We start from the raw sequence: 25,154 nt of genomic DNA, 5'->3' as shown, positions 1-25,154 counted from the left end.
CCCCGAAGGGGCGCGGGGCTGTATCGATATGCCGCGGCATTTCCAGCGGAGCGCTCAGTCGGTGTCCGGCGCGGTCGGCGGGTGGCCAAGCCGCAGGTTCCAGCGGTCGGCCCGTCCGGTCAGTTCGGTCACCGTCAGCGGGGGCACGTCGAGGCGCCAGAACGCCGTTGCCGGCAGGCCCAGCGCATGGACGACGGCCGCCCGCACGACCTCCGGCTCGACCACGGCGAGCGTACGGCCGTCCGTGCCCGCCGCGGCGGCCAGCCAGCGCCCGATCCGTCCGCACAGGTCCCGGACCGACTCGCCCCCGTGCGGCGCGGCGTCCGGGTCGCCGAGCCATCGGCCCACCGCCTCCGGCGCGGCGGCGGCCACCTCGTCCAAGGAACGGCCTCGCCAGTGCCCCATGTCGAGACCGGCCAACTCCGGTGCCACCTGGCCCCTCAGACCGAGCGCCACGGCCGTCTCCCGGCAGCGCACGCTCGGCGAGGTGAGCACACATGCCGCCCGGGGCAGCGAGCCGGCTGCCGCACGGGCCCGTCGCGCGCCGCCGTCGTCGATCGAACCGCCGTCGTCGAAGCGGGACTGCCGCAGCGACGCGCTCATGGCGGGAGAGAGAAGGAACACCCGGCTGGTCACGACATCGCTCCTGCCGCTGAGAAGGGGGCCGCCGCTTTCGTGCGCCCGCGAACGTAGCATCCGTACGAAGCCGCACGGTGCGGCGGCAGGCGACGGCGACTGCCGCGAGCGGGACAGTCGGCCGTCGTCGGCCCACGGACCGTGTCGGTGGTCGTCGCGGTCGGTGCCGGTCAGCGGGCGGCGAGGAGTTCGAGCGTGTCGATCACCCGGTTCGAGAAACCCCATTCGTTGTCGTACCAGGCGACCACCTTGATGTGTCGGCCGTCGACGCGGGTGAGCGCCGAGTCGAAGATCGACGAGGCCGGGTTGCCCGTGATGTCGGACGAGACGAGCGCGTCGTCCGAGTATTCGAGGATGCCGGCCAGCGGCCCCTGCGCCGCGGCCCGGTACGCCGCCAGCACGTCGTCGCGCGTCACATCCCGGGCGACGGTCGTGTTGAGTTCGACGATCGAGCCCACCGGCACCGGCACCCGGATCGAGTCGCCCGACAGCCTGCCGTCGAGGTTCGGCAGCACGAGACCGATCGCCTTGGCCGCGCCCGTCGTGGTCGGCACGATGTTCACGGCCGCGGCGCGGGCCCGGCGGGCGTCGCGGTGCGGGCCGTCCTGGAGATTCTGTTCCTGCGTGTAGGCGTGCACGGTCGTCATGAAACCGTGTTCGATGCCGGCGAGTTCGTCGAGCACCGCGGCCAGCGGCGCGAGCGCGTTGGTCGTGCACGAGGCGTTCGAGACGATGGTGTGCGCGGCCGGATCGTATGCGTCGGTGTTCACGCCGAACGCGAGCGTCACGTCCGCGCCGTCCGACGGCGCACTGACGAGTACCTTCCTCGCACCCGCGGCGAGATGCGCGCCTGCGGCCTTCGCCGAGGTGAAGCGGCCGGTCGCCTCCAGCACGATGTCCACGCCGAGTTCCGCCCAGGGCAGTCGCTCGGGCTCGCGTTCCGCGAGCACCCGGAGGCGTCGGCCGTCGACGACGAGGGTGTCCCCGTCGACGGTCACGGGCCGGCCGAGCCGGCCCGCCGTCGTGTCGTAGGCGAGCAGCCGCGCGAGGGCCGCGGGTTCCGTGAGGTCGTTGACGGCGACGACGTCGAGATCGCTGTCGCGCTCCAGCAGCGCGCGCAGCACATTGCGTCCGATACGACCGAATCCGTTGACGGCGATGCGAGTCATGAATGGTGTCCCTTCGGTTCGCCATCAGCCTCGCGTGCGGCGTCCGCCGTCGGCAGCGGCGTGAGTGCCATGGTTCGCAAGGATCACGCCATACGGCGGCGAGGCCGGCGGGGCTATGCGCCCCGGGTGAAGGTGCGCCGGTACTCGCTCGGCGTGGTGCCGAGGATGCGCTGGAAGTGCAGCCGCAGATTGGCGCCGGTGCCCAGACCGACGTCGGCGGCGATCCGCTCGACGCTCCGCTGCGAACGTTCGAGAAGTTCACGGGCCAGGTCGACGCGGGCGCGCATGACCCACTGCATCGGTGTGTATCCGGTGTCCTCGACGAAGCGCCGCGAGAAGGTGCGCGGCGACACCGCCGCATGCCGGGCGAGCACATCGAGGGTCAGGGGCTCGCCCAGGCGGTGCAGTGCCCACTCACGGGTCGCGGCGAACCGCTCGCCGAGCGGCTCGGGCACGCTGCGCGGCACATACTGCGCCTGACCGCCGCTGCGATAGGGGGCCGTGACCAGCCGCCGGGCCGCGTGATGGGACGCGGCCACCCCGAGGTCGCGGCGCAGGATGTGCAGGCACAGATCGATGCCGGAGGCGGCGCCCGCCGACGTCAGCACCTCACCCTCGTCGACGAACAGCACATTCTCGTCGACCCGGACCAGCGGATGCCGCGCCGCCAGCGCCCGCGTGTAGTGCCAGTGCGTCGTGGCGCGTTTGCCGTCGAGCAGACCGGTGGCGGCGAGCGCGAAGGCGCCGGTGGAGATCGCGGCGAGCCGCGCCCCCCGGTCATGGGCGGCGATCAGCGCGTCGACGACGGCCCGCGGTGGGTCGTCCCGGTCCGGGAACCGGTAGCCGGGGACGAACACGATGTCCGCCCACGCGAGCGCGTCGAGACCGTGGGCGACGTGGTACGACAGGCCGTCACCGCCGGACACCAGCCCGGGCACGGCGCCACACACCCGCACCTCGTACGGCATGCTCGCGCGGGTCGTGAACACCTGCGCGGGAATGCCCACGTCGAGCGGTTTCGCACCGTCGAGCACCACGACGGCGACGCGCTGCAAACGGGAGGGCGACACCCGCACAGGGTACGCGGAGAAGCGGCGGCGGCCTCGGCACGGCGGTCGCGCGACGCCGGGCCCTGGACCCGAGCCCGCACCGGCGCCGGAGATCCGGTGGACATCGCGGTGGGGGAGCGCGAATGCCGGCGAAATGCAGGAGGAGACGAGCGGAACGCAGCAGCAGAGGATCTGGGACGCCGACACCGCTCAGCGGTACGACACCCCCGGCATCGGCATGTTCGCGCCCCAGGTGCTGGCGCCGACCGTGGCACGGCTCGCGGAACTCGCGGGCGACGGCGCGGCCCTTGAGTTCGCCATCGGGACCGGCCGGGTGGCGGTCCCGCTCGCGGCGCGCGGAGTCCCCGTCACCGGTATCGAGCTGTCACCGCCGATGGTGGAGAAACTGCGGACCAAGGCGGACGAGGCGACGATCCCGGTGATCATCGGCGATATGGCGACCACCGCCGCCCCCGGTGACTACACCCTCGTCTACCTCGTCTACAACACGATCTCCAATCTGCTCACACAGGCCGAGCAGGTCGAGTGCTTTCGCAACGCCGCCCGCCATCTCGGGCCCGGTGGCCGGTTCGTGATCGAGCTGTGGGTACCGGAGCTGCGCAAGCTGCCGCCGGGCCAGTCGGCCACCGTCTGGCACTCGGAAGCCGGATACATCGGTCTGGACACCTACGACGTCCTGCACCAGCGGGTCGTGTCCCATCACATCCACTTCGACGAGACCGATCAGGCGCGGCTGTACCGCGGCCCCCACCGTTACATCTGGCCGGCCGAACTCGACCTCATGGCCCAACTCGCCGGGTTCGAGCCCGAGTCCCGGCACGCGGACTGGACCGGTGCCGAGTTCACCGCCGACTCGCGTTCCCATGTGTCCGTCTACCGCCTCCCGCCGACGTAGGCCGCGGGCCTCGACCTTCCGAGGTCAGGTGGCGGGCCGGAGCCGGCGGACCCGGTGCTGGGTGCGCCCGGTCCGGCGGGGGAGCCGGACCCGGTCGGCCGGATCGCCGTCGCCCGGCGGGCGTTCACCGCAGTACGCGACGTACAGCCGTACCGAGTCGTACAACCGGTAGCGGTGCTGTCCGTTCCTGCCGAACTCGCTGACATGGACGACCTGGCGGCTCAGCAACTCGTCGAGCAGGTCCACCGCGAGCTGCCGGGACGGCGCCGCACGTCCGACCACGTCGTCGACGCCGAAGTCACCGCGCACCGCGCCGAGCCGACGCAGCGAGGCCGCGATCGGGACGGGTAGGACCCGGTGGCAGGCCGCCACGCTCGCCTGCAACGACAGATCCCCGACCCGCAGGAACGGCATGCGGTCCCGCTCGTCCACCAGACGGTCCGCCAGGTCGCGCAGCGACCGATGCGGGCGCGCCGACAGCCACAGCCCGGCGAGGTGCAGGGCCAGGGGCAGCCGCCCGCAGCAGCGCACGATGCTCATCGCGGCCGACGGCTCCGCGCGGGTACGCGCAGTCCCCGCCAGGTCCGCCAGCATCTCCTGGGCGTCCCGAGGGGCGAGCGCGCCGATCCGCTGCGTCAACTGCCCGGCAAGCGCGGAGAGTTCACATCGCGCGGCGACCAGGACCGCGCTGCGCGCGTCGTCCACCAGCAGTGGCCGCACCTGCGCCTCGCTGTCCACGTTGTCGAGGACCACCAGGACGTGTCTGCGGCTGAGTGCGTCCCGCAGTCGGGCACTCGCCTCCTCCGGGTTCTGTGCGGCGGGCGCCCCGCCGAGCGAGCGGAGTATGCGGCGCACGAGCATGTCGGGGGTGAACGGGGCGGCGGAGGCCGGATGCAGATCGACGAAGATCTGCCCGTCCGGGAACCGGTCGCGTACGCCGTGCGCGACCTGGAGGATCAGGGACGTCTTGCCCGCGCCCGGCGGTCCGACGACGATGGCGGGTCGTCCGGGGCCGCGGGCCTGCCGCGACGCGAGGTGGGTGCGGAGCGCGGTGACGATCCGTTCCCGCCCGACAAGGCGGTGACGGGGAGCCGCGGGCAGTTCCGCGGGCAGCGACCGCGGGGCCCGCTCGGGGCGAGGCTCGGCGTGGTTGCCGGCGCGCGCCCCACGCACAAGCCGCGTCACCTCGGCGGGTGCCAGACCGAGGGCCTCGGCGAGCAGGAGCACGGACTGCTTTCGGGGCCGTGCGGTGTGACCGGTTTCGAGGTTGCGGATGGCCCGCACACTGAGCCCGGACTTCTCCGCGAGGTCCTCCTGGGTGAGACAGGCCGCCTCGCGTGCCTGGACCAGCGCCGCCGCAAGCACGTCCACCGTGGATGTATCGCTCACTTCACGCCCCTTTCGTCGTTCGGTGCTGCCCCGACGTCCGGGCGCCGGGGCGGTGGTGAGCCCGCGGGGAGCCGACAGTGTGGCGCTCGCCGCGAGGGGAGATGCGTCGGTTTTCGGGGCCGGGCCGGGCACGGCCGTCGCCGGCGCGAGGCCGGTGAGGGGGAAGGGTGAGGGGGAGAGGGGGAGGGGGAGGGGGGAGAGGGGAGAAGTCGGCGGCGTCCGCGCACCTGTGGGGCCGGGGGAACCGAGGGGGAGACGGGGTGTTGCGCGGCGCGGCGGCCGGGGCGGTGAGCGGCGCCGGGCCCTGCCGGGCCGGGGGTTCAGTCCGCCGGGCGCATCAGCGTCACCGTGAACGTGCAGCGGGAGCCGCGGTACACCGAGCGGACCCATGCCATCGCTGTGCCGTGCGCGTCGCGGGAACGGCAGGACAGGAGCGGCATCGGCAGGCCCACCTCGGTGGCGAGCAGCACGGCCTCGCGGGGCGTCGCGAGTGAGGTCCCGATGACCTCCTCGGCCTTTGCCGGGCGTACCCCGTACGCCTCGGTGAGCGCCGGGTACAGCGACCGGTGCGTGGCCAGGGACCGGAGTAGGTGGCCGTAGGCGGCCAGGGGCCGGTGCGATCGGGGAGAGCGCCGGGCGGACAGCTCGGGTCGGGCGGCGAACGTCCGCTTGCCCCGGGCGCGGTCCGGCCGGCCGTCGCCCACGTGTTCCCGTGACGCCTGTCGGCTCTCGCCCATGCGTTCCTGTGATGCCTGTCGGCCGTCGCCCACGCGTTCCCGCGACGCCTGCCGGACCGTAGTACACGAGGTGTCGAGCCGTACGGCGCGCAATCGCTCGGCGGGGGTCCGGGAGCCGGGGGTCAGCGCATCCGTCATCGCGCGGACCTGTTGCTTGACCTGGTAGTACTTCGGGACGCGCGGCGTGCGGCCGGGCGCGGCCCGGCCGTGCGGGGTGCTGCTGACATGGGTGGTCATGGCCTGCCTTCCCGGCTCGGTCGCCGGACCCCGTTATAGCCCTCAACCGGGCTGTGGTCTAGTCCAGATGGGGAATGCGGTCCGCGGTCGTGTCCGGTGCGACGTTCTTCGTCAAAGGGGCGAGATCGACCCTCTGGCGACCTTGACGCTGCATAAAAGTCTAGGCCAAGCTCCCTCGTACAGGTCTACACCACTAGCCCGTCGGGTCCCGTCCGTGCGCGGTCTCGGCATGCGCCGAGCACCGCCGGGCGCGGTCGGCGGTGGTCCCCGAGGGAGGAGGAGATGTCGCGTGGTCCGGCCGCCGTGGTGGTGTGCCCCGCCGCCCCGGGCTGCCCGACGTGTCCTTGTCCGCCCTCCTCTGCTTCTTCTTCCGCCTCCGGATCACGCGGCGCTGCGCGGCCTGGCCGACGGCGCCGTGAAGGGATGACACCTTCGATGACCACTGTTGACACCGGCAAAGAGACCCTCACCCGCGACGCACTCGCGGTCCTGCAGCCGGGGTTCGCCGGCACCGCCGCACCGGACTGGGTGCGCCGCCGGGTCGGTGAAGGGCTTGCCTCCGTGGCCCTGTTCGGCCGCAATATGGTCAGTCGGCAGCAAGTCGCGGACCTGACCGGCCAGTTGAGGGCGGAACGGCACGATCTGCTGGTGGCCATCGACGAGGAGAGCGGGGACGTCACCCGCCTCGACGTGCACACCGGTTCCGCGTTCCCCGGCAATCACGCGCTCGGCGCCGTCGACGACCCGGACCTCACCCGGCGCGTCGCCCGCGAATTGGGGCGGCGGCTCGCCGACTGCGGTGTCAACCTCAACTGGGCGCCGTCCGCGGACGTCAACGCCAACCCCGACAACCCGGTGATCGGGGTGCGCGCCTTCGGTGCGGACACCGACCTGGTGGCACGGCACACGGCGGCGTACGTCCGGGGCATGCAGTCCAGCGGTGTCGCCGCGTGCACCAAACACTTCCCCGGGCACGGCGACACCAATGTGGACTCCCACCACTCCGTGCCCCGCATCGACGCCGACGAGGACACGCTGCGCAGGCGCGAACTGGCGCCGTTCCGCGCCGCCATCGAGGCCGGCACACAGGCCGTCATGAGCGCGCACATCCTCGTCCCGGCACTCGACCCGGATCGCCCCGGGACCCTGTCCCGCCGCATCCTCACCGAACTGCTGCGCGGTGAACTCGGCTACGACGGTCTGATCGTCACCGACGGCATGGAGATGCGGGCCATCGCCGGGGCCTACGGCCTGGCGCACGGGGTGGTCATGGCGATCGCGGCCGGTGCGGACGCGATCTGTGTGGGCGGCGGGCTGTGCGACGAGGGTACGGTGCTGAAGCTGCGGGACGCCCTTGTTGCCGCTGTCCGCCACGGCGAACTCCCCGAGGAACGGCTCGCCGACGCCGCGGCCCGGGTGCGGCGGCTGGCCCACTGGACCACCACGACGCGGCGGACCGCGCGGGCGCAGGCGGCACCGGACGAGCAGATCGGACTCGTGGCGGCCCGTCGCGCGCTCCGTGTGCGGCGCGGATCGGCGGCGTCGCCGGTCGACGGGCCCGTGTACGTCGCGACGTTCAACCCCGTGCCGAACATCGCCGTCGGGGCCGTGACCCCGTGGGGAGTCGCCGGCGAACTGGAGCGACTGCTGCCAGGCACCACGAGCGGCTCCTTCAACGGGGCGGACGCGGGCACCGCGGCCCTGGCGGCGGCGGGCGACCGCCGCATCGTCGTGGTGGTTCGCGACGAGCACCGGCACCCGTGGATGGGCGCGGGCCTGGACGTGCTGCTCGCCGCGCGCCCGGACACGATCGTGGTCGAGATGGGCCTGCCGCAGTCCGCTCCGCGGGGCGCCGTACACATCGCCACACACGGAGCCGCCCGGGTCTGCGGCCTGGCCGCGGCGGAGAGCATCGTCACGGCCTGACCCCGGGACCCGCGTGTCCGTGCAGCGAGGGCCCCCGCGGCGCAGGTGCGCCGTGGGGGCCCTCGGCGTGCCCGCACCCACCCCCGCCCCCTGCGCACCGGCCATGGCTCCACGAGCCTCAACCACCGGCAGTTCGCAGGCACTTGGCGGGCAGCTTCGGTCGGAGCACGTTGACACCACAAGTGGTCTAGTCCAAGTTGAAGGAACCTCAGTTCGATCATCGTGGCGATCGGCGATCGGCGATCGGCGATCCGTGATCCGTGATCCGCGATCCAGCCACTCGGCCGCTGAAGGACTCGATCCCTGGAGTGATTGCATGCCGACGCATGCCCCGTATCTGTACCGCGCCGCCTCGCAGCGCCCCTACTTCAGTGCGGACGGCGAGACCTACCTCGCGCAGACACCGCTGCGACGCCTCGACAAGTCCCGTCCGCTGCGCGTGCTGTCCGAGGAGGACTTCGCCTTCTGGCAGACGTACGGCTACGTCGTCGTCCGGGACGCCATCTCGCCCGGTGCCGCCAAGAGCCTGCTCGGATTCGCCTGGGAGTTCCAGGGTCTGGACCCCGACCGGCCCGAAACCTGGTACGAGGAGCGCGAGTTCCGCTCGGAGCTGGACCGCGACCTGCATGTCTACGGCTTCGTGGAGGCGTATCACCACCAGCTCATCTGGGACAGCCGGCAGACCCGGCGCGTCTACGACGCCTTCGTCGACGTATGGGACTGCGAGGAGCTGTGGGTCACGCTCGACCGGCTCAACCTCAATCCGCCCAACCGGGGCACTCGTTCCCGGTCCCGCATCGCACCCACCGACGAGGGCTTCGACATCGAGCTGCACTGGGACGTCGACACCACGCTCGGTGTGCTGCCGCAGCGGGTACAGGGCATCATCGCCCTGACCGACAGCCGGCCCGAGCTGGGCGGTTTCCAGTGCGCACCCGAACTGTTCCGCCGGTTCGAGCAGTGGCGGGCCGCCCAGCCCGCGGGCCGCGACCCGATCAGGCCCGCGATCGACGGCTCCGAGTTCCCGGTGGTCCGGCCCGATCTCCAGGCCGGTGACCTGCTGATCTTCAACGGTCTGCTGGCGCACGGAGTGGCACCCAACGGCTCCGACCACGATGTCCGGGCCGTTCAGTACCTGTCGATGATGCCCGCGCTGGCGGAACACGAGACGCTGCGCCACTCCCGCGTCGAGTCATGGCGGACGCTGAGCACCCCGGACTGGAACACGACGCTGCTCGGCGACGCGACCAGGCCCGAGGCGCTCCGGTACGGCCCGGCCACCCTCGACGACCTGGGCCGCAGGCTGCTGGGACAGGAACCCTGGAACGGACGGGCGTGCGCCGCGTGAACCACGGGCGGGGCCCCGACCGGATCTGTCTGGCCCTCCCCACGAACCGGGCGTGCACCGCCACCATCGCCGCCATCGGCGAGGAGGCGGCGTACGCGGCCCGCCACTTCGGTGTCGAGGTGCGCCTGCTGATCCTCGACTCCTGCGACGACGCCACCCGGTCGGCGCACGCCCGCGCCGTCGCGGAACTTCCGTCCGTACCCGGCGTGATCGCCCACCACCTCGACGAGGCGGAGCAGCGGACCTTCCTGCGCGGCGTGATCCAGCGATCCGGCATCGCAGAACCCGACACGATGCTCCGGCTCCTGCTGCCCGGTGACGTCTCCTACGGGGCCTGCACGAACCGCGCCTTCCTGATCGCCGCCGCGCTCGGCTGCCGGTCCGTGCACCGCAGGGACTCGGACAGCGCCTATCAGATCCTGCACGGCGCCCCGGTCTTCCCGATCCATCACGAACTGCGGTCGCTGGGCAAGCCGGCCGCCGAGGCGTCCGCGGGTGTGACCGAAACGCTTCTCGACCCCGCCCACGTCAGACGGCCGGTGTCCCTGGTGGGTTCCTCGTTCATCGGTGAACTGTCCGTGGACATCGGCGAGATCGCCCGCATCGACGGGGGCGTCTACCACGACGTGGTGAGCCTGTGGGCGCCCGTCGACTGGCCGGACGAGAACAAGCGGCAGCTGGTCGAGGAGTCGTTCACCGGCGCCGGCTCCGCCCGGTTCACCGAGGACCACTCGACGCTCACCGTCGTCGACCCCATGCGGGTGGACATGTGCAACATCAGCTTCGACCACGAGGTGTACGAGCGCGTACCGCTGCCCCCGGCGACCAGCACCATCGGCAGCGACTACTTCCTCATCCACCTGGTCCACGACGCCGCGCTCCCCGGCGTGCTGCACAACCGCACCATCGAGAACTTCTACACCCCGGAACGGCGCACCGACGCCGGGTTCACCGCCTACCAGACGCGGTTCGTGAAGTTCCTGCTGTCCATGCTCTACTTCAACCACGTCTACGCCCGGATGGCGGTCGCGGGCGACGCGCTGCTCGACCGGCACGGACACGTCCGGGCCGACACCGTCGTGGAGTTGCTGCGCGAGAGCACCGGTCAGGGCCGCGCCGAGAACGTGTGGCGGCTGGACCGCGTCGACACCTCGTACCGCAAACTCGGCGGCCGCTACGAGGCGTTCGCCGGACTGCTGGCCACCCGCCGAGAGCGGCTCCTCGACCAGGCCGAGCGGGACATCGAGGAGTTCGCCCTGCTGACCGACGTCTGGGCACGGCTGGTGCACGCGGCCGGGACCCATGGGTTCGGGAGCGCGGGCGGGTGAGCGTGGACCTGCCCGCGCGGCTGTCGGCGGCCCTCGCCTCCGCCACATCGGACCGTATCGTCTTCGACCTCACCGGGATCGAGGGCCGGTACGCGCGGCTGCTGGGTGAACTGCCGCAGGCCGCCGTGTGCTTCGCGGTGAAGGCGTGCCCCGTCGACGAGGTGCTGGCCTGCCTCGCGGCGCGGGGCGCCGGTTTCGACGCGGCGAGCCCCGCCGAGATCGCGCAGGCCCTGCGCACCGGTGTGCCCGCCGACCGGATCCACTACGGAAACACCGTGAAGTCCGACGCGGACATCGCCGAGGCACATCGGCTCGGGGTCCGCACCTTCGCCACCGACAGCGTGCAGGATGTCGCGGCGATCGCCACCCACGCCCCGGGCGCCCGGGTGTTCTGCCGGCTCGCCACCAGCGGCGACGGCGCCCTGTGGGGCCTCGGCCGGAAGTTCGGCTGCACCCGGGACGACGCGGTGCGGGTGCTGGCCGCGGCGGCGGCGACCGGCCTGACACCGGCGGGACTGTCGGTGCACGTCGGCTCGCAGCAGATGACCGAGGGCGCCTGGCGGCAGGCGTGCGACTCGCTGTGCGACACGATCGCCGCGCTGGACGCGCGGGGCATCCTGCTCGACCACGTCAACCTGGGCGGTGGCCTGCCCGCCCTCGGCTACCTCGACCGGCGGGGCCGCCCGCTCGAACCACCGCTGGACAAGATGTTCGCCGTCATCCGCGACGGCATGGAGCGGCTGCGTCACATCAGCCCCGCACCCCTCGACTTCGTCATGGAGCCGGGCCGTCATCTGGTGGCCGACCACGGCGCCGTCAGGGCACATGTGTACCGGCTGACCACCCGTGAGCAGCCCGGCGGGGACCTGGCGCACTGGCTGTATCTGAGCTGCGGCAAGTTCAACGGACTCTACGAGCTGGATCAGCTCCGCTACCGGCTCGTCTTCCCCGGCCACCGGGACGGGGACAGCGTGTCGGCGGTGGTCGCGGGACCCACCTGCGACAGCGACGACGCCTATGGCCCCGGGCACCACGGGACGCGCGTACCGGCCGGCGTCGCCTCGGGCGACCCCGTCTGGATCCTGTCCGCCGGCGCCTACGCCACCAGCTACACGACCCGGGGATTCAACGGATTCCGCCCGCTGCCGTACACCTGCACGCGGGACGGACACACCGGGCCCGTCAAGACCGTGGAGGGGACATGCTGATGGGCCGTCCGCCGCGCATCCGTGTCATCGCCGACGCCGACTGGCCGGATGTCGCCGCCCTGGAGGCCGACGCCTACGCGGGCAGTTCGCTCACAGAGGGCCGGGCCGCCCTGGAGTCCCGGGGGCGGGCCTCGCCCGGCACCTGCTTCGTCCTCGACCTGGACGACCGGATCGCGGGCTATGTGCTCGCCCTGCCCTACCCGATGTTCCGCTGCCCGGACCTGACCCGGCCCACGGACCTGACCCATCACTCGCGCAACCTCCATCTGCACGACCTCGTCGTCGCCGGGCCGCTGCGCGGCAGGGGCCTGGGGCGCCGGCTGCTGTGCCATCTCACGGCCGTCGCCGCCGCGCGGAGGTACGAGCGGATCTCCCTCGTCGCGATCGACGCAAGGGAGGGCTTCTGGCGGGCCCAGGGCTACCGGACGCGGCACGACGTCCACGTGCCCTCCGGCTACGGCCCGCACGCCGTCTACATGTCGACCGGGGTGCCCGCGCGCCGGTCCCTCGAAGAGGAGGAAGCGGGTTGATGAACGGGTTCCGCGTGCGTGACGGGCTCCGCGTGCACGACAGGTCCCGCGTGCGTGACGGGTTCCGCGTGCGTGACGGGTTCCGCGTGCGCGACAGGTTCCGCGTGCGTGACGAGTCGCGCCGCGCCAAGGGGGCCATCGCCGCGCTGTTCTGCTTTCTCGGATTCCAGTACGCCACCTGGGCCTCGCGTCTGCCCACGCTGAGGACCGGGCTCGGACTGTCCGAGACGGAACTGGGGGTGCTGCTGATGGCCTGCGGTGCCGGGGCCGCGGCCTCCTTTCCACTGGTCGCGTTCCTCATGCGGCGGCTCGGCTCCCGGCGGCTGGCCCTCGCGTCGGCACTCGTCCTCGCCGCGTTGCTGGCGCTCCTGTCCGTGGCGCCGAACTACCCGGTCGCCCTGCTGATCATCTGCGGTGACGGCGTCGCGGTCGGCGCGCTGAACGTCGCCATGAACGCGCAGGGCGCCGAGCTGGAGACGAGGTTCAGGCGCACCGCCATGTCCCAGCTGCACGCCACGTTCAGCGCCGGGCTGCTCGGCGCCGCACTGCTGGCCTCCGGGGTGAACCTGGTGACGACGGCCGTCACGGCGCACTTCGCCGTGGCCGTCGTCCTGCTGATGCTGCTGCTGGCCTACGCGCGGCCGGGGCTGCTCACCGAGGCGGGGCGGCAGCCAGCTGAGGCGGCACGGAAGGACACCGGCCCGCAGGCACCCGAGGCGGCGAGGAAGCGCCGCTCGGCGCTGACCCTGCCGTCGCGCACGACGCTGTGGATGGGGTGTGCCATGGCGTTCGGCACCGTGACCGAGGGCGCCATGAACGACTGGTCCGCGCTCTATATGAAGGACATCGCCAAGGCGTCGGAGACGGTGGCGCCGCTGGGCATCGCCGTCGTCTCGGTGATGATGCTGGTGGCCCGGGTCCTCGCCGACCGCTGGCGCACCCGCTGGGGCGACGGACGTGTCGTGCGCGTCGGCAGCGCGGTGGCCGGCCTCGGTCTCGCGCTCGCCCTCCTGGCCGGCGGGGTGGTGCCCACGCTGGCCGGCTTCGCCTGCGTGGGCCTCGGCGCGGCGGCCGTCACCCCGTGCGTGTATGTGGCCGCGGCGGCGAAGGGGGCCGACGCCCTGGCGCTGGTGGCCGCGCTGGGCACCACCGGGCTGCTGGTCGGCCCGGCCCTGATCGGCTTCATCGCGGGCGCGGCCGGCCTGGTCGCGGGCATGGCCGCGGTGGCGGCCTCGGCGCTGATCGTCTGCCTGTCGGCGACGCGGATCCGCTGGGCCTCCCCCGTCCCGGCGGTCGCCGACGGACCGCCGGGCGGGGCGAATGTCCCGGCGGTTGCCGACGGACCGCCGGGCGGGGCGAACCGCAGCACGGCGGCCTCCCGGCCCGCGGCGCCCGATTCGTTCAGGAGGACGGCCCGGCGGCCCACTGGCCAGGGCTAAGAGCTCCGGTGAAGTCCGCTGCGCGGTTCGACAGCGCCCTGAAGGGGCGCGGGGAACTGCGTGACCAGCCACGACGGCGCCGCAGACGACCGACAACACATCACGACACCTCCAGCGGAGCGCTCAGGCGGGCCGCAGCCGATCGACGGTCCGCTCCAGGCCGGGCAGGGCACGCTGCCCCACCAGGGCCAGCGCGATCGCCGCCGTGACGCCGAGCCAGGCGACGGGCCCGAGCGGGGTGCAACCGAAGAAGCGGCTGACGCCGGGGGTCTGCACCAGCGCGACGAGTACGGCGGCGGAGCCCAGGGAGGTGAAGCGGACCAGGCGGCTGTCGCGGCGGTCCAGCAGGGTCTGGGCGAGCTGGGCGCCGACCACGGCGCACAGCGCCATCGTGCTGGAGCGGCGGACCGTACCGGGCGTCCAGCGGCCGATCAGCCAGGCCGTGACGGCGCCCAGGCACGTGGTGAGCGCACGATGGCGGATCTGCGCGAGCAACGGCGCGCCGAGCACGGCCGACGCCTCTTCGGGGGAGTCCGCGGACGTCCCCTCCGGCGGCTCTCCACTCTCCTTCTGCGTGACCGCGACCGCCATCGCCGGGAACAGGTCCGTGAACAGGTTCACCAGCAGCATCTGGCGGGTGGACAGCGGTGCCTTCCCCGACAGCAGCGTGCCGAGCAGCCCGAACCCGACCTCCCCCGCGTTGCCGCCGATCAGAATGGCGATCGCGTCGGCGACGCTGCGCCACAGGGCGCGGCCCTCCCGCACCGCGTCGATCAGGACCGTCAGATCGTCGTCGGTCAGGACCAGATCGGCGGCGTTGCGCGCGGCCGACGAACCCCGGGCGTTGATGCCGACGCCGACGTCGGCCGCGCGGATCGCCGCCGCGTCGTTCGCGCCGTCCCCGACCATGCCCACCACACGGCCCGCGTCCCGCAGCGCCTCGACGACCTTGAGCTTCTGCTCGGGGGCGACCCGCGCCACCACGGTCGTGTCGCGCAGCATACGGGCCCGGACCGAACGGTCCGCCGCCGCCAGCTCGCTCCCGGTGATGACGGCCGTGTCCTCGGGCCAGCCCAGCGCGAGGGCGATCGACTGCGCGGTCTGCGGGTGGTCGCCGGTGAGCATCACCGGTCGTACGCCCGCCGCGCGCAGGCCGCGCACAAGGGTCTGGGACGTCTCGCGCGGGGTGTCCGCCAGCCCGAGCAGGCCGGTGAACTCCAGGCCCTTCAGGTCCTGTTCGAGTACATCCTCGGGGTCCTCGGCCGCGCTCAGCCGCCGCTGGGCCACCGCCAGGATCCGCAGCCCGTCCCGGGCGAGGGTCCGGGCCGCCTCGGAGACCCGCCGGGGAAGCCCGGTGCAGGCGGGCAGGACGGTTTCGGGGGCGCCCTTGACCACCAGCAGGCTCGGGCCGTCGTCCCCGGCACGGCCGACCGCGGCGGCGTATCCCCGGGCGGCCTCGAACGACAGCCCCTCCGACTGCACCCAGTCCGGGTCGGGTCCGGTCGCATCCAGCACCGCCTCGTCGGTGGCGTGCACCGGTCGGTCCGCGCCGCCGTTCAGACGGGGGCAGGCCCGCGCGGCGACGCGCAGCGTATCGGCCGCGGCCGGGTCGTCCACCGGGTGGACCGTGCCGCGCCGGTCGGTCGCCTTCGCCAGCCGCAGCCGGTTCTCGGTGAGGGTGCCGGTCTTGTCGAAGCAGATGGTGTCCATGCGGCCGAGCGCCTCCAGGGCCCGTGTCGTCCGCACGAGGACTCCACCGCGGCTCAGCCGCCGGGCCGCCGCCAACTGCGCCACCGTGGCCACCAGCGGCAGGCCCTCGGGCACGGCCGCCACCGCGACGGCGACCCCGCCGCTGACCGCTTCCCGGACGGATGTGCCCCTCAGCAGCGCGAGACCGGTGATCGCGGCTCCGCCCGCGAACGTCAACGGCAGTGCCCTGCCGGTGAGTTCCCGCAGCCTGCCCTGCACGCCGGCGGCCGGCGGGGTACGGGCGGCGAGCCGCACGGCGCGGGATGCCTCGGTGCGGTCGCCGGTGTCCACGACGACGGCGCGGGCGTGCCCGACCGTCACGGTCGTACCCTCGAACACCATGGAGCGCCGGTCGGCGACCGCGGCGTGCGGGGTCGGCTCGATCTGCTTCTCCACCGGCAGGGACTCCCCGGTCAGCGCCGACTCGTCGACCTCCAGGCCGTCCTCCCACAGCAGCCGGGCGTCGGCGGGCACGACGTCGTCGGTCTGCAACTCGATGACGTCGCCCGGTGTCAGATCGGCGGCGTCCACGGTGTGCGGCTCGGCCCGCAGGCTCGGGGCGACGCGCGCGGTCCGCTTCTGCTGGGCGAGCAGCCCGGACACGGCACGCTCGGCGCGCAGCCGCTGGATGCCGCCGACCAGCGCGTTGATGTCGAGGGCGCCGAGGACGAGCAGCGCGTCCACGACGGAACCGAGGATCGCGGAGGCGGCCGAGCCGACGGCCAGCACGGGGGTCAGCGGGTCGTCCAGTTCGTCGCGTACGGCCTTGGCGAGGCGCACCGTCCACCACACGGGGGTGAGGACGGCGGTGTGCCACGCGGTCTGAGCCGCTCGGTGGGCCTGGACCGATGCCTGCTCCAACGCGCCGTGGCGTGCGGCGGGTTCGTGCTCCAGCCGGTCCAGGGCCTCATCCGCCTCCAACTCGTGCCAGTGCACCCGGGGCCGCGGGCTCGGCGGGTCGGCCGCGGCGACGCCGAGCGCCGCGCGGGCGGCGGTCAGCAGGGCGGTGGCCGCCGCGATGTCGACGGGGGCGTGCCGCAGTCCGGGCAGCGCGGCGCGCCGTCCCCGGCCGCCCTTCGACCCGCCGATGGCCACCAGCAGCCCCGACAGCGCGGCGCCCGACCGTGCCAGGGTCTGTGCCCGGCCGCCGACGCGACGGGCCGCCGGTATCGCGCTCAACACCCGCCATATGTCGGAGAGTCCGTGCAGGGCGAGCACGTCCGCGCCCCAGACGACGGCGCCGCCCGCGTCGGTGAGGGCGCAGGCGATGTCCCCGGCGAGCAGCCCGTCCAGCACGACTTGGTCGTCGCGGGAGCGGATCCGGGCGACGGTGATGACGGCGCCCGCGTCGTCGCCGAGCCCGTGGACCACGTCGTCCAGCGGTCGCCGCGCGTCCACGACCTGGTCGGCGAGGCCGGTGAAGTCCTCCAGCGCGGGGTCGTCCACGAGGACGACGTGCAGTTTGGCCCGGCGCGCCGCGTCCAGCACGGGTTCCGCCCACGGGTCGGCCTCGCCTTGTCCGGTGCGCAGCGCGCTGGGATGCAGGACGAGTGTGCCCGCCATCTCCAGTTGCCGCAGCCGCTCCGGCTCTCGGGTGAGGACGCCCGATCGGGCGAGTGCGGCACCGAGCAGGGCGTGGAACGCCGCCGGGCCGTAGCGCGCGGCCTTGGGCGACCCCGAGAGCACCGCCTCGGCCGCCTCGGTGGTGTCGTGTTTGACGAGCAGTGTCGCGGCCGCCCCGAGCACGCTGCCGAGCGAGGCGTGGGTGGCGTACTCCTGGGCGGGCGAGGCGCGCAGTGCGGGGCGCTCTGAGCCGTGGTCCGCGATGCCGATGCGGTCGGGTGCGCTGAGCCTGTCGTGATAGGTGTCGAAGAAGGCCACCCGGGACACGGTGTCCGCGAGTTGGCAGGCCCGCAGCGCTCCGTCGAGCAGCAGCGAGGCGGGCGTCTGCCCGGCTCCGTGGGCGATGGCGTTCGCGCAGGTAAGTGTCATGTCCATGCCGAAGTGGCCGATGCGGGACCGCAGCAGTGCGCGAAAACGCGGATTTTCCCGCAGCAGTGTCACAACGGCGGTCACCGCGCGGGGCGACGGCGGCAGGCGCAGAAAGTACGCCGCGATCGCCGCGCCCGTGCCCACCGCGTCGGCCGCGAGCAGGGCCGCCGCCGCCCGTACCCCGGCCGGGTCGGCCGGATGCGTGGTCTCCTCGGGGCCGCCGTCGGCGGGGGCGAGTCCGCAGCGGTCCGCCAGGCGCAGCGCGTGGTCGATGACATCGTCACCGACCACGTCCTCGGTCCCGGCCACCACCAGGCGTTCCAGACCTTCGTCCCAGTAGGCGAAGAGCACATCCGGGTGTTCGCTCACCTCCTCGGCCAGCCGACGGGCCAGATGGCGTGTCCGCTCGGCCGGTGTCTCCGGGTCCGCGGGGCGCAGCGCCAGATGGGCCCGCGCGCCGGCGCGCCACTGTGCCGCTGAGCCGGGCAGGGCGGTGCGCACGACCCGGGCCAACCGGACCGCGCCGTCCATGCCGCGCACCCCGGCCCGAGCCGTCCCGGCGATCGCCCCGGCGGCGATTCCGGCCGCCGGCGCGGCCGCCCGCGCCAGCAGTCGGGGCGCCGCGGGCAGCACCCGGACGGTGTCCGAGGGAACGGTCAGCAACCCCAGCACCATGACGCATCACTCTCCCTGGGCGTGGCTCAGCGGGTGGTGCGCCCTTGCCTCGTCGTCGTACGGCTGCTCGTACCGCTCCTCGTCGTACGGGTGCCGGTACCGGTCTTCGTCGTACGGGCGCTGGTACCGCTCTTCGTCGTACGGGTACTCGTGCCGCCCTTGGCGGCCGTGCCCCGCCGGGCCGCGGGCGCGGTCTTCTTCCGTGCCGGCGACGATGTCGATGCAGATGACGCCGACGACGCCGTCGCCGACTTCCTGCGGCCGGTGCTCGCGCGTTTCGACGCGGTGGCGGGGGCCTTCTCGCGCGCTTCGACACGGTGGGCCTTCACCGACGCGACCGAGCCCGCGCCCGCCGCGGGCGCCTTCCCCTCGGTCTGCCCGGCGCGTGCCTGGGTGAGCCAGACCACCGCCGCTCCGGTGAGGGCGACGGGCCATTCGACCACACCGACCGCCCCGAGCACCCCGGCACCGGTGTAGACGACCAGCCGCCGTCCGCGGGGCGACACGGCTTCGACCTTGTCCAGTATTCCCTCGCCGGCCCTGCTCAGCGCCTCGGCGCCGGGCACTCTGCGCACCGCCGAGGCCGCGGCGCGCAGGGGCGCGACAGGACGCGAGGACGACTTCTGCTCGGCCATGACCGCTCCTTGCCTACGGTGGTGTATCGCTTGCGTCTCCCCGAGTGCCCCGAAATGCGCGGCCGTCCCACCCCGGACGAAGGTCGTTTTCACCGGGTGCGAACGGGGATACTGGCCGGGTGATCCATCCGCTCGAAGAGCCGCGGGCCGTCCCCGACGAACTGCGCGGCTACCTGGAGGAACTCGTCCGGCGCACCAGCACGGTGTGCGGACCCCGGCTGGTGAGCGTCGTCGGCGTCGGCTCCCTGGCGCTCGGCGACTACCGGCACGGGCGCAGCGACATCGACATCACCGTCGTGGTCGACCCGGCACTGCCGCGGTCGGCGCTGCACGACCTGGCCGAGACCCTCGCCCACCCGCGACTGTTCTGCCCCGCGGCCGGGCTGGAACTGGTGGTCTATGCGGCGGATTTTGCCGCCCGGCCGTCCGGCGCGGCGGGGTATCTGCTGAACCTCAACACCGGCGCGCAACTGCCGAACCGAGCCGACTTCGACGCCACGGGCTCTCCCGCGTTCTGGTACGTCATCGACCGCTCCGTCGCCCACCAGCGCGGGATCTCGCTGTTCGGCCGCCCCGCACGGGAGGCGATCACCGCGCCGCGGCACCCGGAGCTGCTCACCGCGATCCGCGCCTCCCTGCGTGAGCACAGCGCCGGTGCGGGCCACCTCGCGGACAACCGCGTCCTCAACGGCTGTCGCTCGGTGGTGTTCTGCCGTACGGGCCGCTGGTCGGCCAAGCGCGCGGCGGCACACGAGATCGCCACGGCCGAGGCGGACTTCCGGCCGCTGGTCGAGGCCGCGGTACGCAGTTTCGAGCGCCCGCGCGCATCCGCGGAGCCCCTTCCCGACGCGGCGGTGCGGGCCTTCCTGGGCTGGGCACGCGAACGCGTCGAAGAGACTGACCGGACGTCCGAGAGCTGACGTCCGAGAGCTGACGCCCGGAAGCTGACGTCCGGGAACCGAACCGGGAGCTGACGTCCGAGAGCTGACACCCGGGAGCTGAGGGGCATGCCTCAGCTGGACTGAGGGCGACCGCGGTCGACCGTCGGCCGTGGTGTGCGGCGCCGGGCCCATCGCGGCGTCCAGACGTCGGTCCCGGGGTGCTCCGGGCACAGGGTGGCGAGGTGGTCGCGGAGCGTGGCGAGGGCAGGGTGCCGGTTGCGGGTGTGCCACAGCAGCGAGTGCGGGTAGACCGGCGTGGGCCGGTGCAGCGGGACGCGCCGCAGGTCGTAGCCGACGGGCCAGACGAGAGGTGTCCGCTCGCTGAGGAAGGTCGCCAGCGTCGTGGAGGCCGCGATGGTGTCGAGGAGGGCCTCGACGCCGAAGTCGGGTCCGACCGTGTCGACGGTGAAGCCGAAGTCGGCGGCCAGCTCGTCGTAGTAGGCGGTCCACTCGGTTCCGGGGGCGTTGCCGGGCATCCAGATGCGCTGCCCCGCCAGCTCGGCGGGGGTCAGGGCGGTGGCGGTCGCGAAGTCGTGGCGGGGGCCGGTGAACAGCTGGAGCGGTTCGTCGAAGACCGGTGTGGCCTCGATGTCGTCGGGCAGCTTCCGCCCCGGCATGGCGACGGCGCGGAAGGTGGCGTCGATGGCGCCGGACTGGAGTGCGGCGACGGCGGCGTCCGCGTCGAAGAGGGTCACGACGTCGAGGGCGATCTCGGGGTGCGCCCGGTGGAAGTCGCGCAGCACGCCCGCCAGCGAGAGCCGGCGGCCGATGACATCGACACGCAGCGCACGCCGGCCGGGACACACGGCGGCGACGGCCCGGTCCTGGGCCTGTAGGAGTTCGCGGGCGTGCGGCAGGAACACCTGCCCGTCGATGGTGAGCCGGGCTCCGTGCGTCGTCCGGGTGAACAGCCGCACCCCGAGGTCCTTCTCCAGCGCCGCGATGCGCTTGGAGACGGCCTGCTGAGTGAGGGAGAGGTCGACGGCCGCCCGCTGGAACTGACCTGATTCCGCGACCGCGACGAAGGTGCGCACAGCGTTGAGATCCACACCGCCCACCCTAATGACACAACGATGGGTTGTGCCACGCCGGTGGATGGTTGTTTGATTCGCCACCCCGACGCTGGCTTTGATGGGGATTAAGAGGGCAGTCCTCGCCGTCGACCCTTGACCAGGAGGTTAGGGATCGCCGTCAGTCATACAACTGATGGTTGTTCCCTGTTCCTGTACCTGCCTTTCTCCCTGCCCCCTGCCCCTGCCCCTGTCCCTTGTCGCTACGGAGCTGACTGACCCGTGCCGGATTCCTTCGTTCATCTGCACAACCACACCGAGTACTCGATGCTGGACGGCGCGCAGAAGCTGAGGCCCATGTTCGGCGAGGTGAGCCGGCAGGGGATGCCCGCGATCGCCATGAGCGACCACGGGAACATGTTCGGCGCCCATGAGTTCGCGCAGGTCGCGAAGGACTTCGACGACATCAGGCCGATCATCGGCATCGAGGCGTATGTGGCGCCCTCGTCCCGCTTCAGCCGGAAGCAGGAGTTCTGGGGCCCGGCGGGCGGCGCGCCGTCAGTGACGGCGGGGAAGGGTCGAAGGACGTCTCCGGCGGCGGTCGCTTCACCCACATGACCATGTGGGCGCGGACCGCACAGGGCCTGCGGAACCTGTTCTGGCTCAGCACCCAGGCCAGCTACGAGGGCCAGTTCCCGGCCGGGAAGCCGCGCATGGACCGGGAGCTGATCGCCGGCCGGCCGGAGGGCATCATCGCCACCACCGGCTGCCCCTCCGGGGAGATCCAGACCCGGCTGCGACTCGGCCAGTACGACGAGGCGAGGGCCGCAGCCGCGGCCTACCGGGAGATCTTCGGCCCGGAGAACTACTTCCTGGAGCTGATGGACCACGGACTGGCCGTCGAGCGCGACGTCCGCGACGGGCTGCTGCGCCTCGCCGCGGAACTGGACCTTCCGCTCCTCGCCACCAACGACGCCCACTACGTCACCGAGGACCAGGCCGACGCCCACGACAACCTGCTGTGCATCGGCGTCGGCAAGAACAAGGACGATCCCAGGCGCTTTCGTTTCAACGGCTCCGGCTACTACCTGAAGTCGGCCGCCGAGATGCGCGCCCTGTTCGCGGAACTGCCCCAGGCATGCGACAACACACTGCTGATCGCCGAGCGCGTCGAGTCCTACGACGAGGTCTTCGACCACGTCGACGAGATGCCGCGGTTCCCCGACGTGCCCCCCGGCGAGACCCAGGAGTCCTGGCTGCGCAAGGAGGTGCACAAAGGACTGGTCATGCGCTACGGAGATCCGGTCCCGCAACAGGTCCTGGACCGGTTCGAGACCGAGATGGCGGTCATCGGACCGATGGGCTTCAGCTCGTACTTCCTCGTCGTGGCTGACATCTGCCGCCACGCCCGGGACAACAAGATCCCCCTCGGCCCCGGCCGCGGCTCGGCCACCGGCTCGATCGTCGCCTACGCCACCCGCATCACCGAACTGTGCCCGCTGGAACACGGGTTGCTCTTCGAACGGTTCCTGAACCCCGAGCGCATCAACCCGCCGGACGTCGACCTCGACTTCGACGACCGCCGACGCGACCGGATGGTCCGTTACGTCATCGACAAGTACGGCGACGCGTACACGGCCCTGGTCAACACCTTCGGCAAGATCAAGGCGAAGAACGCGATCAAGGACTCCTCACGCATCCTGGGCTATCCGTTCTCCCACGGCGAGCGGATCACCAAGGCGCTCCCGCCGGACCAGAACGGCAAACCGGCCCCGCTGGACGCGCTCTTCGACCCGGACCACCCGCGGTTCGCGGAGGCCGGCCAGATCCGCGGGCTGTACGAGAGCGAACCCGACGTGCGCCGGGTGATCGACACCGCCCGTGGAGTGGAGGGCCTGACCCGGGGCACCGGCGTGCACGCCGCCGCGGTGATCCTCTCCAAGACGGAGCTGACCGACCGGATCCCGCTCCATCTGCGCACCGCGGACGGCGCACGGATCACCGGGTTCGACTATCCGTCGTGCGAGGCCATGGGCCTGATCAAGATGGACTTCCTGGGGCTGCGCAACCTGGGCGTCATCGACCAGGCCATCGAGAACATCCGTGAGAACCGGGGCGTCGGCCTGGCCACCGTCGACCCGCTGGACGGCGATCCCGCCACCGTCGTCATCCCCCTGGACGACGCCAGGACCTATCGGCTGCTCGCCGAGGCCAACACCCTCGGCGTCTTCCAACTCGACGGCGGCGGCATGCGCGCCCTGCTGAAACTGATGGCGCCCACCCGGTTCGAGGACATCGCCGCGGCCAACGCGCTCTACCGGCCCGGCCCCATGGCTGCCAACGCGCACACCAACTACGCGCTGCGCCAGAACGGCAGGCAGGAGCCCACCCCCATCCACCCGGAACTGCAGGACGCCCTGGAGCCGATCCTCGGCTCCACCCACCATCTACTCGTCTACCAGGAACAGATCATGGCCATCGCCCGGCAACTGGCCGGATACACCCTGGGCGGCGCGGACATGCTGCGCCGCGCGATGGGCAAGAAGAAACCGGAGGTCCTGGCCGCCGAGTGGGAGAAGTTCCACGGCGGTATGCGGGCGAACGGCTACTCCGACGAGGCGGTCAAGGCGCTGTGGGACGTCATGCTGCCGTTCTCCGGCTACGCCTTCAACAAGTCCCACACCGCCGGCTACGGCCTCGTCTCCTACTGGACCGCCTACCTCAAGGCGAACTACCCGGCCGAGTACATGGCCGCCCTGCTCACCTCGGTCGGCGACGACAAGGACAAGGCCGCCGTCTACCTCGCCGACGCGCGCAGGAACGGCGTCCGTGTCCTGCAACCCGATGTGAACGCGTCCGTCGCGGAGTTCACCGCCGTCGGCGACGATGTGCGCTTCGGCCTGCGTTCCGTGCGCAACGTCGGCGACGGCGTCATCGAGGCTGTCATCGACGCCCGCCGCCGCAAGGGCGGCTTCCGCTCCTTCGCCGACTTCCTGCACAAGGTCGAGCTGCCCGCGCTGAACAAGCGGGCCGTGGAATCGCTGATCAAGGCCGGCGCCTTCGACAGCCTCGGTCATTCCCGCAAGGGCCTGACCGCCGTCCATGAGGACGCCGTCGACGCGATCAGCCCGGTGAAGAAGGCGGCGAGCTTCGGACAGGACGACCTCTTCGCCGGGCTCGGCGACACGGCGGGCGACGGCCCGGCCTTCGGCCTGGATCTGCCCGTCGACGACGCGGAGTGGCCCCGTCGACAACTGCTGTCGACCGAGCGGGAGATGCTGGGCCTCTACGTCTCCGCCCATCCGCTGGACGGCGCCGAGCACATCCTGGCCGGGGCGCGGGACTGCACCATCGGCGAACTGCTCGCCTCCGGCCGCACCACGGGGGAGGTGCGGCTGGCGGGGCTCATCACCGGGATCCAGCGCAAGGTCACCAAGCAGGGCAACGCATGGGCCGTCGTGCAGCTCATGGACCGGGACGCCGCCGTCGAGGTCCTGTTCTTCCCGGCGTCCTACCGGTTGGTCGAGCACGCGCTCGTCGAGGACGACGTCATCTCCGTGACGGGCCGGATCGAGGACCGCGACGGCACCCTGAACATCTTCGGCAGGGAACTCGGCGTGCTGGACGTGTCCCCGGCCGAGCACGGCGGCAGACCTCCGGTGCGCCTCGCCCTGCCCGCCCACCGGATCACCGCCTCCTGCGTGCACGAGCTGAAGCGGATCCTCGCCGAGCACCCCGGTGACACCCCCGTCCACCTCAGTGTGCGCGGCCTGCGCCGGACCACCGTCTACGCCCTGCCCGCCAAGGTGAACGCCGCCACCCTCGCCTCCGACGTGAAAGGCACCTTCGGAGCCGAAGCCTGGACCGGTGTCGCATGACGCCGCCGGGCGAGGGGCCGACGGCGGTCGAACTGCGGATCGCGCGGACCCCGCCCTGCACCCGCTGTGCAACCCCCGTGGCCCTCGTGGTGCGCTACCCGCACTCCTGGCGCAACCGTGCCGGGGAACGGGTCGGCGGGTTCAAGGAGATGGCGCTGTGCGCATCCTGCGACCGGGGCGACCCCGCGGCGCGTGCACTCCTGCCGCTGCTCGCCCCGCACGGCGAGGCGAGCGAAGTCCGCGTCGACGAGGCGTTCGGCAGGCTCCTGCTGGACTGGCTGGACGCCGTGCGGACCCGCGTACCGAACCGTTCGGACCTCGGCGCGCAGGAGGCCCGGTGGCGGACCGGTACCTTGTAGCGG

At 72.5% G+C, this 25,154-nt stretch carries 17 protein-coding genes and 1 pseudogene; 10 read left to right on the top strand and 8 right to left on the bottom strand.

The window, feature by feature from the left end; all coding sequences use genetic code 11:
- Positions 1-54: 54 nt before the first annotated feature.
- The 3 genes from ACWEKM_RS22000 to ACWEKM_RS21990 form a co-directional block, all read right to left on the bottom strand.
- On the bottom strand, positions 55-636 hold the full coding sequence (locus ACWEKM_RS22000; protein ID WP_451622872.1) for a histidine phosphatase family protein: 582 nt from the start codon (positions 634-636) through the stop codon (positions 55-57).
- Positions 637-806: 170 nt separating this feature from the next.
- Positions 807-1,805 carry a type I glyceraldehyde-3-phosphate dehydrogenase gene (gap, locus tag ACWEKM_RS21995; RefSeq protein WP_451622871.1) on the bottom strand — a complete coding sequence of 333 codons (999 nt, stop codon included), beginning with the start codon at positions 1,803-1,805 and terminating at the stop codon, positions 807-809.
- Positions 1,806-1,918: 113 nt separating this feature from the next.
- On the bottom strand, positions 1,919-2,875 hold the full coding sequence (locus tag ACWEKM_RS21990) for a GlxA family transcriptional regulator (RefSeq protein ID WP_451622870.1): 957 nt from the start codon (positions 2,873-2,875) through the stop codon (positions 1,919-1,921).
- A 133-nt stretch (positions 2,876-3,008) separates the two neighbouring features.
- Between ACWEKM_RS21990 and ACWEKM_RS21985 the strand changes: the two genes are divergently transcribed.
- Complete coding sequence (locus ACWEKM_RS21985) at positions 3,009-3,770, top strand: class I SAM-dependent DNA methyltransferase (RefSeq protein WP_451622869.1); 762 nt, start codon at positions 3,009-3,011, stop codon at positions 3,768-3,770.
- A 24-nt stretch (positions 3,771-3,794) separates the two neighbouring features.
- Here the strand turns inward: ACWEKM_RS21985 and ACWEKM_RS21980 are convergent, their stop codons facing one another.
- The gene (locus ACWEKM_RS21980) at positions 3,795-5,159 is read right to left on the bottom strand and encodes an AAA family ATPase (RefSeq protein WP_451622868.1); all 1,365 of its coding nucleotides are present in this window, start codon (positions 5,157-5,159) and stop codon (positions 3,795-3,797) included.
- Positions 5,160-5,479: 320 nt separating this feature from the next.
- Positions 5,480-6,133: a UTRA domain-containing protein gene (locus ACWEKM_RS21975; protein WP_451622867.1), complete on the bottom strand. Its 654-nt coding sequence runs from the start codon at positions 6,131-6,133 to the stop codon at positions 5,480-5,482.
- 435 nt (positions 6,134-6,568) lie between these two features.
- Here ACWEKM_RS21975 and ACWEKM_RS21970 point away from each other — a divergent pair, with 435 nt between their 5' ends.
- From ACWEKM_RS21970 to ACWEKM_RS21945, 6 genes are all read left to right on the top strand, one after another.
- Positions 6,569-8,059 (top strand): glycoside hydrolase family 3 protein, encoded by a 1,491-nt coding sequence (locus tag ACWEKM_RS21970; RefSeq protein WP_451622866.1) that lies wholly within the window; start codon positions 6,569-6,571, stop codon positions 8,057-8,059.
- Positions 8,060-8,375: 316 nt separating this feature from the next.
- Positions 8,376-9,407 carry a phytanoyl-CoA dioxygenase family protein gene (locus ACWEKM_RS21965; RefSeq protein WP_451622865.1) on the top strand — a complete coding sequence of 344 codons (1,032 nt, stop codon included), beginning with the start codon at positions 8,376-8,378 and terminating at the stop codon, positions 9,405-9,407.
- A complete protein-coding gene (locus ACWEKM_RS21960) occupies positions 9,404-10,735 on the top strand; it encodes a DUF6271 family protein (RefSeq protein ID WP_451622892.1) in 1,332 nt (443 codons plus the stop codon). The genes ACWEKM_RS21965 and ACWEKM_RS21960 overlap by 4 nt, the downstream gene beginning before the upstream one ends.
- Positions 10,732-11,943 carry a type III PLP-dependent enzyme gene (locus ACWEKM_RS21955; RefSeq protein WP_451622864.1) on the top strand — a complete coding sequence of 404 codons (1,212 nt, stop codon included), beginning with the start codon at positions 10,732-10,734 and terminating at the stop codon, positions 11,941-11,943. Before ACWEKM_RS21960 ends, ACWEKM_RS21955 begins: the two co-directional genes overlap by 4 nt.
- Positions 11,937-12,473, top strand: coding sequence for a GNAT family N-acetyltransferase (locus ACWEKM_RS21950; protein ID WP_451622863.1), 537 nt, complete (start codon positions 11,937-11,939; stop codon positions 12,471-12,473). Before ACWEKM_RS21955 ends, ACWEKM_RS21950 begins: the two co-directional genes overlap by 7 nt.
- A 104-nt stretch (positions 12,474-12,577) precedes the next feature.
- Complete coding sequence (locus tag ACWEKM_RS21945) at positions 12,578-13,912, top strand: MFS transporter (protein ID WP_451622862.1); 1,335 nt, start codon at positions 12,578-12,580, stop codon at positions 13,910-13,912.
- Positions 13,913-14,035: 123 nt separating this feature from the next.
- On the opposite strand, the gene ACWEKM_RS21940 is transcribed toward ACWEKM_RS21945, so the two are convergent.
- Both ACWEKM_RS21940 and ACWEKM_RS21935 read right to left on the bottom strand, forming a co-directional pair.
- Entirely contained in the window at positions 14,036-18,328 is a 4,293-nt protein-coding gene (locus ACWEKM_RS21940) for an HAD-IC family P-type ATPase (RefSeq protein WP_451622861.1), read from the bottom strand.
- Positions 18,329-18,354: 26 nt separating this feature from the next.
- A complete protein-coding gene (locus ACWEKM_RS21935; protein ID WP_451622860.1) occupies positions 18,355-18,963 on the bottom strand; it encodes a hypothetical protein in 609 nt (202 codons plus the stop codon).
- Between the two features lie 119 nt (positions 18,964-19,082).
- Between ACWEKM_RS21935 and ACWEKM_RS21930 the strand changes: the two genes are divergently transcribed.
- Positions 19,083-19,883, top strand: a complete 801-nt coding sequence (locus ACWEKM_RS21930; RefSeq protein WP_451622859.1) for an aminoglycoside adenylyltransferase domain-containing protein — start codon at positions 19,083-19,085, stop codon at positions 19,881-19,883.
- A gap of 92 nt (positions 19,884-19,975) precedes the next feature.
- On the opposite strand, the gene ACWEKM_RS21925 is transcribed toward ACWEKM_RS21930, so the two are convergent.
- On the bottom strand, positions 19,976-20,953 hold the full coding sequence (locus tag ACWEKM_RS21925) for a LysR family transcriptional regulator (RefSeq protein WP_451622858.1): 978 nt from the start codon (positions 20,951-20,953) through the stop codon (positions 19,976-19,978).
- 243 nt (positions 20,954-21,196) lie between these two features.
- Here ACWEKM_RS21925 and dnaE point away from each other — a divergent pair.
- Positions 21,197-24,792 (top strand): annotated as a pseudogene (dnaE, locus tag ACWEKM_RS21920) (DNA polymerase III subunit alpha).
- Positions 24,789-25,151, top strand: coding sequence for a DUF6300 family protein (locus ACWEKM_RS21915; RefSeq protein ID WP_451622857.1), 363 nt, complete (start codon positions 24,789-24,791; stop codon positions 25,149-25,151). Before dnaE ends, ACWEKM_RS21915 begins: the two are co-directional and overlap by 4 nt.
- The last annotated feature ends 3 nt before the right edge of the window (positions 25,152-25,154 follow it).

The organism is Streptomyces sp. NPDC004752 (assembly GCF_053601275.1).
This window is presented reverse-complemented; position numbering and strand designations above follow the sequence as displayed.

Coding starts and splice junctions, on each gene's coding strand:
- ACWEKM_RS21935 (WP_451622860.1), bottom strand. CDS start 18,963: ATGGCCGAGCAGAAGTCGTCCTCGCGTCCTGTCGCGCCCCTGCGCGCC.
- gap (WP_451622871.1), bottom strand. CDS start 1,805: ATGACTCGCATCGCCGTCAACGGATTCGGTCGTATCGGACGCAATGTG.
- ACWEKM_RS21985 (WP_451622869.1), top strand. CDS start 3,009: ATGCAGGAGGAGACGAGCGGAACGCAGCAGCAGAGGATCTGGGACGCC.
- ACWEKM_RS21970 (WP_451622866.1), top strand. CDS start 6,569: ATGACCACTGTTGACACCGGCAAAGAGACCCTCACCCGCGACGCACTC.
- ACWEKM_RS21940 (WP_451622861.1), bottom strand. CDS start 18,328: ATGGTGCTGGGGTTGCTGACCGTTCCCTCGGACACCGTCCGGGTGCTG.
- ACWEKM_RS21965 (WP_451622865.1), top strand. CDS start 8,376: ATGCCGACGCATGCCCCGTATCTGTACCGCGCCGCCTCGCAGCGCCCC.
- ACWEKM_RS21915 (WP_451622857.1), top strand. CDS start 24,789: ATGACGCCGCCGGGCGAGGGGCCGACGGCGGTCGAACTGCGGATCGCG.
- ACWEKM_RS21950 (WP_451622863.1), top strand. CDS start 11,937: ATGCTGATGGGCCGTCCGCCGCGCATCCGTGTCATCGCCGACGCCGAC.
- ACWEKM_RS21975 (WP_451622867.1), bottom strand. CDS start 6,133: ATGACCACCCATGTCAGCAGCACCCCGCACGGCCGGGCCGCGCCCGGC.